This window comes from Streptomyces griseocarneus (assembly GCF_014655595.1).
Taxonomy (GTDB): domain Bacteria; phylum Actinomycetota; class Actinomycetes; order Streptomycetales; family Streptomycetaceae; genus Streptomyces; species Streptomyces griseocarneus.
This window is the reverse complement of the sequence record NZ_BNBL01000003.1, coordinates 141,904-156,496: the sequence shown is the minus strand read 5'-3', so window position 1 is coordinate 156,496 and position 14,593 is coordinate 141,904. Positions and strand designations below refer to the sequence as shown.

Genomic DNA, 14,593 nt, shown 5'->3' with positions numbered 1-14,593 from the left:
GGACTCAACTAACGCTCCTGCTGGTAAGTGGGGCCAACATTGTGACTGCCGGTGGTCGAGCCGTTGCCGGCCTGACGTCCCTGCTGGATGCCCCGGCGGAGATTGGTCAGCCGGCCGCGTACGTCATCGGGCGCACGCGAGACCTGCGGACCGGTCGGAAGGGACTGCGTCTGCGTCTCGGCGGTTCCCTCGACGAGGTTGGCACGCGGCACGCGCCGCGGCAGCCCGGACGAGGTGGTTCCACCCGCGGCCGGCTCGCGGACCTGCTCGGCCCGCTTCCAGCGCTCGTCGTTGGGGGAGCCCGGCCACGCGTCCTGCGGACGGTTCCGGTCGCCCTCGGTGGCGGCGGCCTGCGGGCCGCCGCTGAGCGGACCGCCGCCCTGCGGACCGTTCTGCGGCGCCGGCGCCGGCGCGGGCGTACGGCCCGCGGCGCGGCGCGGCACCGGCCGCGCGGAGTCGGCGGGCTGCTGCGGCACGCCGGGCTGAGCCTCGTCGCGGAACCAGTGCGACTCCAGCTCCTGGAACAGCGGCGTGCCGGCACCCTCGCCACCGGGGGCGGGGCGGTCCGTACGGCCGCCGGCGGCGGGGCCGCCGGGCAGCTCGAACCGGCCGTTCGCACCGTTGTCCCGCGCGCCGCCGGCATCCGGCCGGGCGAACCGGCCCGTGGCACCGTTCGGCGACTCGCCGTGCGAGCCGGGCAGCTCGTGCTGGCCGGTGGTGCTGTTGCGCTGCTCGTTCTGCGCGGGACGGGCGAACTGGCCGGTGGCCGAGGGGCCGCCGGGCAGCTCGAAGGAGCCCGTCGTCGTGTTCGGCGCCTCGCCCGCGGCGGGGACCGGCGGGAACTGGGCGGTGTCACCGGGGCGGGGCTGCGGCCGCTCGTTGCCGGGCTGCGCGAAGCGGCCCTGCGTGGCCGGCGGCTGATCGGCCGCGGGCACCGGCGGGAACTGCGCCGTGTCGCCGGGGCCACCGCTGAGCTGTGCGCCGCCGGCGGCCTGGCCGCCGCCCTTCTTCCGCTTGTGCTTGTTCCCCTGGGCCGCGGGGCGGCCACCGGAGTTGTTCGTGTCGTCGTGACCGCGCGGGGCGTCCTGACCGGAACGGGCGGAGCCGTTGTCGGCCATCGGCCAGTCGTCGACCGGGGCGCCCGGGCCCTTGCGGCCCGTACCGCCGGCCGGTGCCTGCGCGTTGCCCCAGGCCGGGGCCTGGCGGCCGGCGTCACCGGCGGCGGGGGCGGAGCCGCCCGCGTTGCGGGCCGGCAGCTGCGGCCGTCCGCCGGCACCGGCCGGCGGCGGCACCGCGGCGGGGCCGGAGTTGCCGCGCACGGGCAGGCCGGGGCCGCCCGCGGCCGGGCCGCCCTTGTCGCGCGGGGTGGTGTCGAAGAGGCTGCCCGCCGCGGCACCACCGCTGGGGCCGGAGCCCTGGGCGGGCCGGCCGCCTCCGGGTGCGGTGCCGCGCGGCACGAGCGCCGGGCGCGGGCCGCTTCCGGGCACCTGGTGGCGCTGCTGACCGGCGCCGGCCGCGGGCGCTCCGGGAGCGCCGGGGGCACCGGCACCCGCACCCGGGGCCGGCTTCTTGTGGCCCTGGGCGACGTCGACGGGAAGCATGACGAGCGCGGTCGTACCGCCCGAGTCGGACGGGCGGAGCTGGATGCGGATGCCGTGTCGCAGGGACAGGCGGCCGACCACGAACAGACCCATGCGGCGGGAGACCGACACGTCCACGGTGGGCGGGGCGGCGAGCCGCTCGTTGATCGCCGCGAGGTCCTCGGGCGAGAGGCCGATGCCCGTGTCGTGGATCTCGACCAGCACCCGGCCGTCGGGCAGCGCGTGACCGGTGACCTTGACCTTGGTCTGCGGCGAGGAGAAGGAGGTCGCGTTCTCGAGCAGCTCGGCGAGGAGGTGCACGAGGTCGTTGACCACGCGGCCGGCGACCTCGGTCGGCGGCACGCCGCTGAGCTCGATGCGCTCGTACTGCTCCACCTCGGACGCGGCGGCACGCAGGACGTCGACGAGCGGCACGGGACGGGTCCACCGTCGGCCGGGCTCCTCACCCGCGAGGACGAGGAGGTTTTCGCCGTTACGGCGCATGCGGGTCGCGAGGTGGTCGAGACGGAAGAGCGAGGACAGCTGGTCCGGGTCGGCCTCGCGGCTCTCGAGCTCGGAGATGAGCGAGAGCTGACGCTGGATGAGGCCCTGGCTGCGGCGCGAGAGGTTGGTGAACATCGCGTTGACGTTGCCCCGGAGGAGGGCCTGCTCGGCGGCGAGACGCACGGCCTCGCGGTGCACCTCGTCGAAGGCCGCGGCCACCTTTCCGATTTCGTCCCGGCTGTGCACACCGACGGACTCCACGGACGTGTCGACGTCCTGCGGGTCGGTCTCGGACAGCTGCTTGACGAGCTCGGGCAGGCGTTCCTGGGCGACCTTCTGGGCGGTGTCCTGCAGTCGCCGCAGCGACCGCACCATGGACCGGGCGACGACGAAGGCGCCGACGAGCGAGATGCCGAGGACGAGGACGATCAGGACACCGTTGAGGATGGCTTCCTGGCTGGCCTCGTCGCGGAGCTCGGCGGCCTTCTGCTCCATCTGGTTGAGCAGGGTCGTCTCGATCTTCACCATCTCGGTGATCTTGACGGTGTCCTGGTCGTACCAGTCCCGGTAGCTGGTCTTCTCGTCCTTCAGCGAGTTGGTGTTGCCGAAGGCGCGCGTGGCGAAGGTGTTGGCCGCGGTGATGTCCGTGGTGGCGCCGTTGAGCGACTTCAGGAGCTCGGCGGAGTCGCCGGAGCGGATCGCCGTGAAGCGGATGAGGGCCTGTTCCTCGTTGGACAGCGCGGACTGGCCGTACTGGTGGTCGTTCTCGCCGAGGTGGGCGCCCTTGGGGTTGGCGAGCGCGGCGCTGAGGACGGCTCGCTGGATGGAGGCGTACTCCTTGGCGGACGAGAACGTCGCCAGGGCGCGCGTCGCCGTGATCATTTCGCTGTTGCTGGTGGCCTGGGCCATGTCCTGGGAGAGGGACAGCAGCGAGTTGATCAGGGTGTTGTAGTTGCCCACGGTCTTCGCGATGTACTCGCGGTCCTTGTAGGCGCTCTCGCGAACCTTCTTGATCTTGTCGAGCTCACGGGTGATGTCGACAAGGGTGGACTGCACACCGACCATCGTCGGGTCGTTCGGGCGGGCCTTCCGGGTGGTCTCGCGGAAGGCCTCGATGTTGCGGTCGGTGCGCTGGCGCGAGGAGACGACCGCGTCGTCCTTGGAGTTCGGGTCGCGGTTCAGCGGACCGGCGGACTTGTCGCGCTCCTCCTGGAGCGCGTTGGCCAGGGCGGTGGCCTTGCCCGTCATCTCCGTGAGCAGCTTCATGTGGTCGAGCTGGTCGACGTTGTCGAGCGAGGTGTCGATCCGCAGGGCACCCAGCGTCGTCGCCGCGACGACGGGCAGGGCCAGCAGGGAGACCAGTCGGGTACTAATGCGCCAGTTGCGCAGGGCTATTCGTGAGCCCGTGCTGTTGGCACTCTTTCCCTTCGATCGTTCGGTGGGCTCGCCACCGTTCGGTGCGTCGACGGGCGTGCCGCGGTCGGTCGCACCGCGCGGCTCCGGCTCCGCCGCAGCGCTGCCATCCCTCTTGAAACGTCCCTGCACTAGCGTCGCAACCTCTGGACCAGGCGTCCCGCCGGATGAGCGGAGGGACGGTGTCGAGTCGTGGGGGGACCGCGATGCCCCCCAGGCGGTCCCCGGAATTCCAGCACAGTGCCGGATCTCCCAACAAGGCCGGTGCCCCCGGTGAGAAAAAGGGTGACGCTGGGTGAGGCGACTCGTGACGGACCGTAGAAGAATGCGCCCTGTATGCCGGATTTAATGCCATGAGTCGCATCGCCTGCCGGGGGGCACCCGGGGTGTCCCAGTCTTCATGATCAGGAGCGGAACGTGTGATTCAGCCCTGCAATGTCCGTTTCGTGGAGCCGGGGTCGCCGCCCGTTATGCCGCATTTTTCGGTTCAGTCGTGAGGAAACTCACAGGAGGCCCATGACTCGTGCGGCGCGCGTCTGGGGATAGGGGCGCCTTAGCCTGGTCCTTTGCGCGGGTTCCGGAAAGGGCCCGCGCGAAGGCCCCGAAAGGCGCCCGAGAACAGCGCCACGACCGACTACGCGAGGCACCCACCAGTGAAGACGACCATGCCGTCCCGCAAGACCGCCAACCCGCGCCGCACCACGCTCGCGCACCTGAAGGACGCCGCCGCCCTCGCCGCCGCGGCCGAGCGCCCGGAGCACGCGGTCGAGCTGCCGGCGGTCACCGCCAACCCGCGCCGCACGGTCCTGATGGTCGCGCCCCAGACCCAGCTGCCCCAGGACTGAATGCGAGAGCGCACGGGCCGCGCACGCCCCCCGCGATAGCCTGAGGTGGTCAGACTCCGGCCAATCAGACAAGGGGCGCGAGCTTCCCGTGCGCATCGCAAGGTTCTCCATCGACGGAAACGTCGCCTTCGGCGTCGTAGAGGGGGACGCCTCGACCGAGGGCGGTCCCGTCCTCGACATCATCAAGGGGCACCCCTTCGCGGAATTCGAGCGCTCGGGGCAGAAGATCCCGCTGAGCAAGGTGCGGCTGCTGCCGCCCGTGCTGCCCAACAAGGTCGTCGCCGTCGCCCGCAACTACGCCGAGCACGCCGCGGAACTGGGCAACGAGCTCCCCGAGGGGCCCGTCACCTTCTTCAAGCCCTCCACCGCCGTCATCGGCCCCGGCGACCCGATCGCCTACCCCTCCTTCTCCAGCGAGCTCCACCACGAGGCGGAGCTCGCCGTCGTCATCGGCCGCATGTGCCGCGAGGTCCCGCGCGAGCGCGTCAAGGACGTCATCCTCGGCTACACCTGCGCCAACGACGTCACCGCGCGCGACATCCAGCGCCGCGAGAAGCAGTGGGCCCGCGCCAAGGGCTTCGACACCTCCTGCCCCCTCGGCCCCTGGGTCGAGACCGAGCTCGACCCCTCCGACCTCGGCATCATGTGCACCGTCAACGGCGAGCAGCGCCAGCTGGGCCGCACGGCGGAGATGGTGCACTCCATCGAGGACCTGATCGTCAACATCACCGAGGCGATGACGCTGCTCCCCGGCGACGTCGTCCTCACCGGCACCCCGGCCGGCGTCGGACCGCTCAACGTCGGCGACGAGGTCGCCGTCACCATCGAAGGCATCGGCACTCTCACCAACAAGGTGATCAAGCGTGGCTAACGCGAACGTCCGCGTACGTTTCTGTCCCTCGCCGACCGGCAACCCCCACGTGGGCCTGGTCCGCACCGCCCTCTTCAACTGGGCGTTCGCCCGCCACCACGGCGGGACCCTGGTCTTCCGCATCGAGGACACCGACGCGGCGCGCGACTCGGAGGAGTCGTACCAGCAGCTGCTGGACGCCATGCGCTGGCTGGGCCTGGACTGGGACGAGGGCCCCGAGGTGGGCGGCCCCCACGCGCCGTACCGCCAGTCGCAGCGCATGGACCTCTACAAGGACGTCGCGAAGAAGCTGCTCGACGCCGGGCACGCCTACTACTGCTACTGCACCACCGAGGAGCTCGACGAGCGCCGCGAGGCCGCCCGCGCGGCCGGCCGGCCCTCCGGCTACGACGGCACGTGCCGCGAGGTCAGCGACGAGCAGAAGGCGGAGTACGAGCGCCAGGGCCGCGAGCCCATCGTCCGCTTCCGGATGCCCGACGAGCCGATCACCTTCACCGACCTGGTGCGCGGCGAGCTGACCTTCACCCCGGAGAACGTTCCGGACTACGGCATCGTGCGGGCCAACGGCGCCCCCCTCTACACGCTCGTCAACCCCGTCGACGACGCGCTGATGGAGATCACGCACGTGCTGCGCGGCGAGGACCTGCTCTCCTCCACCCCGCGCCAGATCGCCCTCTACCGGGCGCTCGCGGAGATCGGCGTGGGCAACGGCACCACCCCGGACTTCGGCCACCTGCCGTACGTGATGGGCGAGGGCAACAAGAAGCTCTCCAAGCGCGACCCGCAGTCCTCCCTGAACCTCTACCGGGAGCGCGGCTTCCTGCGCGAGGGCCTGCTCAACTACCTCTCGCTGCTCGGCTGGTCCCTCTCGGCCGACCAGGACCTCTTCACGATCGACGAGATGGTCGCCGCGTTCGACATCAAGGACGTCAACGCCAACCCGGCCCGCTTCGACCTGAAGAAGTGCGAGGCGATCAACGCCGACCACATCCGCCGGCTCGACCCGAAGACGTTCACCGAGGCCTGCACCCCCTGGCTGCGCGCGCCGCACGCCAACTGGCCGGAGGAGAACTTCGACCAGACCGCCTGGGAGACCATCGCCCCGCACGCCCAGACCCGGCTCACGGTGCTGTCCGACATCACCGCGAACGTCGACTTCCTCTTCCTGGACGAGCCCGTCGAGGACGAGGCGTCCTGGGCCAAGGCCATGAAGGAGGGCTCGGACGCGCTGCTGCGCACGGCCCGCGAGAAGCTGGCCGCGGCGGAGTGGAACGCCGACGCGCTCAAGGCCGCCGTCGTCGCCGCGGGCGAGGAGCACGGCCTGAAGCTGGGCAAGGCCCAGGCGCCCGTCCGCGTGGCCGTCACCGGCCGTACGGTCGGCCTGCCGCTCTTCGAGTCCCTCGAGATCCTCGGCCGCGAGCGCACCCTCGCGCGCGTCGACGCCGCCCTGGCGAAGCTCGGCGCCTGACGCCCGCGCAACGTCCCGCGCACCGGGGCCCGGCAGCCCTCCACGGGCCGCCGGGCCCCGGTGCGTACGGCCGCCCGGGCACCAGGCGGGTTATCGATTTTGGACCCCAGTCCACCTTCGGGTAATGTTCTTCCTGCGCCGCCCGAGAGGGCCGAGAGGCCGGAACGGAAGGCGCAAGCCGAGCAAGACCCCTTACGGGGGGTCAAGTTACGGTGGGGTATGGTGTAATTGGCAGCACGAGGGTTTCTGGTTCCCTTAGTCTAGGTTCGAGTCCTGGTACCCCAGCAAGAGAAATTCTTCGCGGAAATTCTCTCGCAAAACTACTGATAAAGTAGAAACCGCGCGAAAGCGCAAAGCGAAGTGCAAGCCCCCGTTGTGTAGCGGCCTAGCACGCCGCCCTCTCAAGGCGGTAGCGCCGGTTCGAATCCGGTCGGGGGTACTGATTCCTCAGAGGGTGACCTCGAAGGGGATCGCTAGGGCCCCCGTTGTGTAGCGGCCTAGCACGCCGCCCTCTCAAGGCGGTAGCGCCGGTTCGAATCCGGTCGGGGGTACTGGTTAATAACCACCATGGGGTATGGTGTAATTGGCAGCACGAGGGTTTCTGGTTCCCTTAGTCTAGGTTCGAGTCCTGGTACCCCAGCGCAGATTGCTTTTTGAGTCTGCTGAGCAAAACAAAAGCAAGCCCCCGTTGTGTAGCGGCCTAGCACGCCGCCCTCTCAAGGCGGTAGCGCCGGTTCGAATCCGGTCGGGGGTACAGAAAGAAAGAATGCCTTTCGCTTCGGCGGGGGGCATTTTTTCATGCGTCCTTCCCCCGCCTCCGAGGCGGCGGGATAATCCCCGCATGGTCCATCCGCACGGCGTGCGCCGCCGGGTCCACGTCGGAGAGCTGCAGCCCGGCGACCACGCGTGCCTGTTCTTCGAGTCGGACGAGGAGCGGGCCTCGATCCTGCGGGACTTCGTGCTCGGGGGACTGGACGCGCAGGACAAGATCCTCTACCTCAGCGGCGAGGACGACCCGCCCGGCCCCGGCGCCCTGCTGGACGCCTACCGGCTCGGCGGCACCCCCGCCGCGCTGGCCGGCCGGGTCGAGGTGGTACGCCTGGCCGAATTCCGCTCCGGTCGTGGACAGTTGGAAGCCGCCGCCCTGCTGCGCCGGCTGCGCGGCGCCGCCCGCCGCTCGCGCGAGGAGGGCTACCGCGCGCTGCGCGTCGCGGGCGAGCCGGGCGCCGCCCTGTGCGGCGGGCCCAGCCTCCTCGACGTTCCCGGGCTGCTGCGCTACGAGGCACTCCTCGCCGAGGAGTTCAGCTCCGGCGAGACGCTCACCGTCTGCCAGTACGACATCCGCCGCTGCGACCCGGCCGCGCTGGACGCGTTCGAGTCGGCGCACGCCCGCAGCGTGGAGGCCGATCCCCTGGTGCGGACGGCGGAGCTGGTCGTCGCGCGCACGTACCGCCCCCAGGGGCTGCGCATCGAGGGCGTGGTCGACGCCGGCTCCCACCGCCGCCTGCGGGACGCCCTGCGGTCGGTCGCGGCCGTGCGCGGCGAGGTGTGCCTGGAGATGTCCGGGGTGGAGTTCCTCGACCTCGGCGGGCTGCGGCTGCTGATGACCTTCGCCCGCGCCCGCGCCGCCCGCCACCGCACCGTGGAGCTGAGCGGGCTGCCACGGCATCTGCTGCAGGTCATCACCGTCGTCGGCTGGGACCGGACACCCGGGCTCCGGCTGGGGGCCGTGCATGCCTGCTGAGGACGTGGCGGAGGGCGGCTTCGTCCACCACGCCTGCCTGTACGGGAGCGACGCGGAGTTCCTGGCGATGGCGGTGCCCTTCGTGCGCGACGGGCTGGCGGCCGGCGAGCCCGTACTGGCCGCGACGACGCCCGCCAACATCGAGCTGCTCCGGCGGGCGCTGGGGGAGCGGGCCCACGCGCTGGACACCGCCGAGACCGCCTACTTCGGCCGCCGTCCCGTCGAGCGCGTCTCCGCGTTCCTGCGCTACCACGACCGCCGCGCCCGCCCCGGGCTGCGCATGCGGATGATCGCCGAGCCGGTGTGGTGCGGGAAGAGCGCCCGCCAGATCGCGGAGTGGAAGCGGATGGAGTCCGGGCTCAACGTCCTGCTGGCCGGGCTGCCGCTGTGGATGATCTGCCCGTACGACACCAGGACCGTGCCCCGGGACGTGGCCCGGGCGGCCTGCGCCACGCACCCCGCCCGGCTGGACGGGCAGCGGCTGATCCCCTGCGCGACCTACGCCGACCCCGGGGCGTACGTGGCGGCCGTGCCGCTGCCGCGCTCTCCCGCGCCCGCCGGGGCGGCCCGCACGGGCCCCACCGACCGGCTCCGCGCGGTGCGCCGCTTCGCCCGGGAGCGGGCCGCGGCGGCCGGCCTGAGCGGCGAGCGGCTGGCCCTGGCGGTCCTGGCCGTGCACGAGGCGGCGGGCTATCTGCTGGCGGGGGAGGGCGCCCGGCTCGCCCTGCGGGCCTGGCCGGAGCCGGGGGCGGTGGCGTACGAGCTGCTGCGCACCCGGCGGGCGGGCGCGGCCGAGCCCGTTCCCGCCTTCGCGGGCTTCCGCCCGCCGGGGGCCCTGGCGGCCGTCGAGGACGGTCTGTGGCTGGCCCGCACGCTCAGCGAGTGCCTGGACGTGCGCACGCAGGGCCCGCTGACGCGCCTGACACTGCGCGTCGCGGGCCCCGCGGACGTGGAAGGGTGGTGAGAGGGCCGCTCAGCCGTTGCGCCGCAGCGCTTCCGTCAGGCGGACGGCGGCGTCCAGCACCGCCTGGGCGTGCATGCGCCCGGGGTGACGCGTGAGGCGCTCGATGGGGCCGGAGACCGAGACGGCGGCCACCACGCGGTTGGAGGGGCCGCGCACGGGCGCGGAGACCGAGGCCACGCCCGGCTCCCGCTCGCCGATCGACTGGGCCCAGCCCCGCCGCCGCACGCCCGAGAGCGCCGTCGCCGTGAAGCGCGCCCCCTGCAGGCCGCGGTGCAGCCGCTCCGGCTCCTCCCAGGCCATGAGCACCTGGGCCGCGGATCCGGCCTTCATCGGCAGCGTGGAGCCCACCGGCACGGTGTCCCGCAGGCCCGACAGCCGCTCCGCGGCCGCCACGCAGATCCGCATGTCGCCCTGCCGGCGGTAGAGCTGCGCGCTCTCGCCCGTCACGTCCCGCAGGTGCGTGAGCACGGGGCCCGCCGTGGCCAGCAGCCGGTCCTCGCCGGCCGCGGCCGCGAGCTCGCTCAGCCGGGGCCCGAGTATGAACCGGCCCTGCATGTCGCGCGCCACCATCCGGTGGTGTTCCAGCGCCACCGCGAGCCGGTGCGCCGTGGGGCGCGCCAGGCCCGTCGCCGTGACCAGCCCGGCGAGGGTCGCCGGGCCGGACTCCAGAGCGCTCAGAACCAGAGCCGCCTTGTCGAGAACGCCCACACCGCTTGAGGCGCCACCAGAGTTGTCCATGCAACGATACTCCCGTCTCAAAGTATGAAACGCAAGTTCAAATTTTCCCGAGACGCGCCAACCTGGAACGCACAGCACCATCCGGCAACGAGTTGGCCGGCAACGCCGCCGGCGAAAGGGACAGCGATGGGACGGACACTCGCGGAGAAGGTCTGGGACGACCACGTCGTCACGCGCGCCGAAGGCGAGCCCGACCTCCTCTTCATCGACCTGCACCTGCTCCACGAGGTCACCAGCCCGCAGGCCTTCGACGGCCTGCGCAAGGCCGGCCGTACGGTCCGCCGCACGGACCTGACCATCGCCACCGAGGACCACAACACCCCCACCCTCGACATCGACAAGCCCATCGCGGACCCGGTCTCCCGCACCCAGCTGGAGACCCTGCGCCGCAACTGCGCCGAGTTCGGCGTCCGGCTGCACCCGCTGGGCGACGTCGAGCAGGGCGTCGTCCACGTGGTGGGACCGCAGCTGGGCCTCACCCAGCCCGGCACGACGGTCGTCTGCGGCGACAGTCACACCTCCACCCACGGCGCGTTCGGCGCGCTGGCGTTCGGCATCGGCACCAGCCAGGTCGAGCACGTCCTGGCCACCCAGACGCTGCCGCTGTCGCCGTTCAGGACCATGGCGATCACGGTCGAGGGCGAGCTGCCCGAGGGCGTCACCGCCAAGGACCTGATCCTCGCGATCATCGCCAGGATCGGCACCGGCGGCGGCCAGGGCTACGTCATCGAGTACCGGGGCTCCGCCATCGAGAACCTCTCGATGGAGGCCCGGATGACCGTGTGCAACATGTCCATCGAGGCGGGCGCCCGGGCCGGCATGATCGCCCCCGACGAGACCACCTTCGCCTACCTCAAGGACCGCCCCCACGCGCCCGCCGGCGACGACTGGGACGCGGCCGTCGCGTACTGGCGCACGCTGCGCACCGACGACGACGCCGTCTTCGACCGCGAGGTGGTCATCGACGCGACCGAACTGTCCCCGTTCGTCACCTGGGGCACCAACCCGGGCCAGGGCGCGCCCCTGTCGTCGGCGGTGCCCGACCCGGCCTCCTACGAGGACGCCTCCGAGCGCCTGGCGGCCGAAAAGGCCCTGGAATACATGGGATTGACGGCAGGTCAGGCGCTGCGGGACATCCGCGTGGACACCGTCTTCGTGGGCTCGTGCACCAACGGCCGGATCGAGGACCTGCGGGCCGCCGCGTCCGTCCTCGAGGGCCGCGACGTCGCCGACGGCGTCCGGATGCTGGTCGTCCCCGGCTCCGTGCGGGTGGCGCTGCAGGCCGTCGAGGAGGGGCTCGACAAGGTGTTCACCGCGGCCGGCGCCGAGTGGCGGCACGCCGGCTGTTCGATGTGCCTGGGCATGAACCCCGACCAACTCGCGCCCGGCGAGCGGTCCGCGTCGACATCCAACCGCAACTTCGAGGGCAGGCAGGGCAAGGGCGGCCGCACCCACCTGGTCTCCCCGCAGGTCGCCGCCGCCACCGCCGTCCTGGGACACCTGGCCTCCCCGGCCGACCTGTCCGGCGCCACCGCAGCACGCACCCCCCTGGAGGTCTGAGTCATGGAAGCCTTCACCACGCACACCGGCCGGGCCGTCCCGCTGCGCCGGAGCAACGTCGACACCGACCAGATCATCCCGGCGCACTGGCTGAAGAAGGTGACCCGCGACGGCTTCGAGGACGGGCTCTTCGAGGCCTGGCGCAAGGACCCGGAGTTCGTGCTGAACCGTCCCGAGCGCGCCGGCGCCTCGGTGCTGGTGGCCGGGCCCGACTTCGGCACCGGCTCCTCCCGGGAGCACGCGGTCTGGGCGCTGCAGAACTACGGCTTCAAGGCCGTGGTCTCGTCCCGGTTCGCCGACATCTTCCGCGGCAACTCGCTCAAGAACGGGCTGCTGACGGTCGTCCTGCCGCAGGAGACCGTGGAGGCGCTGTGGGAGCTGACCGAGAACGACCCCTCCGTCGAGGTGACGGTCGATCTCGTGGCCCGGGAGGTGCGGGCCGAGGGGCTAACGGCCGGATTCGACCTTGACGAGAATGCCCGCTGGCGTCTGCTGGAGGGGCTGGACGACATCGGACTGACCCTCCGGCACGAGGCGGACATCGCCTCCTACGAGGCCCGCAGGCCCGCTTTCAAGCCCTCCACGGCCCTGATCTGAGGTCGATTCCGGCTCGTTTGGCCCAGTGTCACACGGGTCGGAGCCGCTTACCGAGGCCCCGGATTTTCGCTGCTCACCCAGGGTTTGGCATGATGCGCCCCCTGTCTTCGGACAGGGGGCGCGTTGCTTTGTTGAGGGCCCGTGAAGCGACAACTCGCCTCAGATGGCACAATCGGTGCATGGAACGCGACAGCCAACTCGAGCTTTACCGGCTTGTCGCCGACCAACTGAAGGAAGCGCACACGAAAGTGCGCACACTGCAAGTCCCGGAGGGCGTACGGATGGCGCTGTCCCGGCAGCTGCTGGCCATCACGGCCTCGGCGAAGCACGATCTCTCAGGTGCGGCAAGGCGCCTGGACCGGCTGATGAACGACCTCGACGAGGGCCGTTTCCCCCAAGAGCCCGACACCGACGGAACTCCGTGATGGGTCGAGTTCGTTGCGGCACAAGGGTGATTAGACCGTTTCGTGTTTGATTTGCGGTATATATCTGCCTAACGTGCGAAAAAGCTGGAGCACATTCCAGCCAATGTCTCCGAAGGGGAAGACGTGAACAAGGCGCAGCTCGTTGAAGCGATTGCCGACAAGCTCGGCGGCCGTCAGCAGGCCGCGGACGCCGTCGACGCTGTTCTCGACGCGATGGTCCGTGCGGTTGTCGCCGGTGACCGGGTCTCGGTGACCGGTTTCGGCTCGTTCGAGAAGGTCGACCGTCCCGCCCGTTACGCCCGCAACCCGCAGACGGGTGAGCGGGTGCGGGTCAAGAAGACCTCGGTGCCGCGCTTCCGCGCGGGCCAGGGCTTCAAGGACCTGGTGGCCGGTACGAAGAAGCTGCCGAAGGGCGGCGAGGTCTCCGTCAAGAAGGCGCCCAAGGGCAGCCTTTCGGGCGGCAAGGTGACCGCCAAGGCCGCGGCCAAGAAGGCCACCGCCAAGAAGGCCACCGCCGCGAAGAAGACCACGGCCGCCAAGAAGGCGACCGCGGTCAAGGCCGCGCCGGCGAAGAAGGCCACCGCCGCCAAGAAGGCGACCACGGCCAAGAAGGCCGCGCCCGCCAAGAAGGCGACGACCGCCACCAAGGCGGCCGCGGCCAAGAAGACGACGGCCGCCAAGAAGACGACCGCCGCGAAGAAGGCGGCCCCGGCCAAGAAGGCGGCCGCCGCGAAGAAGACCGCGCCCGCCAAGAAGGCCACGACGCGCACCACCACCGCGCGCAAGACCACCGCCAAGAAGACCACCGCCAGGAAGAAGTAAGGCGGCGACCACGGCGTCACGCGCCGGGCCGGGCTCCCTCCGGGGAGCCCGGCCCGCGGTGCGTCACGGCCCGTGCGGGCCGGATGCTCAGAACGTCTGCAGCGTCACCAGGGTCACGCGGCGGCCGGCCGGGGCCCCCTCGCCCCCGGCCTCGCCCTCCGCGAGCTCGATGCGCACCCGCTGCCCCGGCCGCAGCAGCCGCAGGCCCCCGGCGTCGAACGCCGCCGTGTCGAAGGGCACGGGCGTGCCGTCGTCCAGGAGGACGCTCCCGGAGCGGGTCGAAGGGTCGAAGGTGTACGCGGTGGCCTGCATGGTCAGCAGCCTAGTCCGCCGCCCGGCCGGCGAGCGGCACGCCGCCGGTGACGGCCGCCGTGCGGGGCCCCACGCCCAGCGCCAGGGCCGCCCGCAAATCCTGTGCCGTGTCCACGTCCCGGCGCACGGAATCCACGTCCGTCAGGGCGATCTCATGGGCCCCCGAGGCGCGGTGACGGGCGCGCGAACGCCCCTCGAACGCCGGAGCCAATTCCATTCCCGGCGCCGCCGCGAGCAGCGTCGTACCGATTCCCGCGGCATCCGCGAGAAATGCGCGCGGGAATTCCGCGGCGAAATCGAGCACCCGCCCGAGTTCCGGCGGGCGCAGCGCCGGCAGATCCGCGTTCAGCGTCGCCACCGCCGAATCCGCACGGCCCTCGCGCACCGTCCGCGCCCCGTGCGCCAGCGCCGCGTTGAGCCCCCCGTCCCCCGGCGGCTCGGGCAGTATCCGGGCGCCCAGCGCGGCCAGCTCCGCCCCGGCCAGCGGGTCGCGGGTGACGACCGCCACATCCCGCACCGACGGGCACGCCAGCGCCGCCGCCACCGTGTCCAGGGCGAAGGCCAGCGCGAGCGCGGGGCCCGGCAGCCGCCCGGCGTCCGCCCGCAGCCGGCTCTTGGCCATGGCCAGCGGCTTCAGCGGCACCACCAGCGTCCAGACCACATCCGCCCCCTCTCTTCGCTTCGGCCCCATTGTCACCCGCTGCCGCCGCCACGACCGGAACGCGGGGTTACGGTGTTCTCGACAGACCG

General features: G+C 71.9%; 13 protein-coding genes and 5 tRNA genes. 14 read left to right on the top strand and 4 right to left on the bottom strand.

The window, feature by feature from the left end; genetic code table 11:
* Positions 1-8: 8 nt before the first annotated feature.
* Complete coding sequence (locus IE295_RS09450) at positions 9-3,629, bottom strand: sensor histidine kinase (protein ID WP_190063105.1); 3,621 nt, start codon at positions 3,627-3,629, stop codon at positions 9-11.
* Between the two features lie 521 nt (positions 3,630-4,150).
* Here IE295_RS09450 and IE295_RS09445 point away from each other — a divergent pair.
* The 10 genes from IE295_RS09445 (at position 4,151) to IE295_RS09400 (ending at position 9,389) form a co-directional block, all read left to right on the top strand.
* Entirely contained in the window at positions 4,151-4,342 is a 192-nt protein-coding gene (locus IE295_RS09445; protein WP_190063104.1) for a hypothetical protein, read from the top strand.
* A gap of 88 nt (positions 4,343-4,430) precedes the next feature.
* On the top strand, positions 4,431-5,213 hold the full coding sequence (locus IE295_RS09440) for a fumarylacetoacetate hydrolase family protein (protein ID WP_190063103.1): 783 nt from the start codon (positions 4,431-4,433) through the stop codon (positions 5,211-5,213).
* Positions 5,206-6,681, top strand: coding sequence for a glutamate--tRNA ligase (gene gltX / locus IE295_RS09435; protein ID WP_190063102.1), 1,476 nt, complete (start codon positions 5,206-5,208; stop codon positions 6,679-6,681). Before IE295_RS09440 ends, gltX begins: the two co-directional genes overlap by 8 nt.
* A gap of 213 nt (positions 6,682-6,894) precedes the next feature.
* Positions 6,895-6,966 (top strand) — tRNA-Gln (locus tag IE295_RS09430).
* Positions 6,967-7,047: 81 nt separating this feature from the next.
* A tRNA-Glu gene (locus IE295_RS09425) sits at positions 7,048-7,120 on the top strand.
* A 39-nt stretch (positions 7,121-7,159) separates the two neighbouring features.
* A tRNA-Glu gene (locus IE295_RS09420) sits at positions 7,160-7,232 on the top strand.
* Between the two features lie 17 nt (positions 7,233-7,249).
* A tRNA-Gln gene (locus IE295_RS09415) sits at positions 7,250-7,321 on the top strand.
* 41 nt (positions 7,322-7,362) lie between these two features.
* A tRNA-Glu gene (locus IE295_RS09410) sits at positions 7,363-7,435 on the top strand.
* 87 nt (positions 7,436-7,522) lie between these two features.
* Positions 7,523-8,425, top strand: coding sequence for an MEDS domain-containing protein (locus IE295_RS09405; protein ID WP_190063101.1), 903 nt, complete (start codon positions 7,523-7,525; stop codon positions 8,423-8,425).
* Positions 8,415-9,389 (top strand): anti-sigma factor RsbA family regulatory protein, encoded by a 975-nt coding sequence (locus IE295_RS09400; RefSeq protein WP_190063100.1) that lies wholly within the window; start codon positions 8,415-8,417, stop codon positions 9,387-9,389. The genes IE295_RS09405 and IE295_RS09400 overlap by 11 nt, the downstream gene beginning before the upstream one ends.
* 9 nt (positions 9,390-9,398) lie before the next feature.
* Here the strand turns inward: IE295_RS09400 and ndgR are convergent, their stop codons facing one another.
* Positions 9,399-10,127: an IclR family transcriptional regulator NdgR gene (gene ndgR, locus IE295_RS09395; protein WP_040889156.1), complete on the bottom strand. Its 729-nt coding sequence runs from the start codon at positions 10,125-10,127 to the stop codon at positions 9,399-9,401.
* A 126-nt stretch (positions 10,128-10,253) separates the two neighbouring features.
* On the opposite strand from ndgR, the gene leuC reads away from it, so the two are divergent.
* The 4 genes from leuC (at position 10,254) to IE295_RS09375 (ending at position 13,531) form a co-directional block, all read left to right on the top strand.
* Entirely contained in the window at positions 10,254-11,687 is a 1,434-nt protein-coding gene (leuC, locus tag IE295_RS09390) for a 3-isopropylmalate dehydratase large subunit (RefSeq protein ID WP_190063099.1), read from the top strand.
* A 3-nt stretch (positions 11,688-11,690) separates the two neighbouring features.
* Entirely contained in the window at positions 11,691-12,284 is a 594-nt protein-coding gene (gene leuD, locus IE295_RS09385; protein WP_190063098.1) for a 3-isopropylmalate dehydratase small subunit, read from the top strand.
* 179 nt (positions 12,285-12,463) lie between these two features.
* Complete coding sequence (locus IE295_RS09380) at positions 12,464-12,709, top strand: SCO5555 family protein (protein WP_086571969.1); 246 nt, start codon at positions 12,464-12,466, stop codon at positions 12,707-12,709.
* 123 nt (positions 12,710-12,832) lie between these two features.
* Entirely contained in the window at positions 12,833-13,531 is a 699-nt protein-coding gene (locus tag IE295_RS09375) for an HU family DNA-binding protein (RefSeq protein WP_190063097.1), read from the top strand.
* An 87-nt stretch (positions 13,532-13,618) separates the two neighbouring features.
* On the opposite strand, the gene IE295_RS09370 is transcribed toward IE295_RS09375, so the two are convergent.
* Entirely contained in the window at positions 13,619-13,843 is a 225-nt protein-coding gene (locus IE295_RS09370; RefSeq protein ID WP_190063096.1) for a hypothetical protein, read from the bottom strand.
* A gap of 10 nt (positions 13,844-13,853) precedes the next feature.
* Entirely contained in the window at positions 13,854-14,504 is a 651-nt protein-coding gene (cofC, locus tag IE295_RS09365) for a 2-phospho-L-lactate guanylyltransferase (protein WP_190063095.1), read from the bottom strand.
* Positions 14,505-14,593 lie beyond the last annotated feature (89 nt).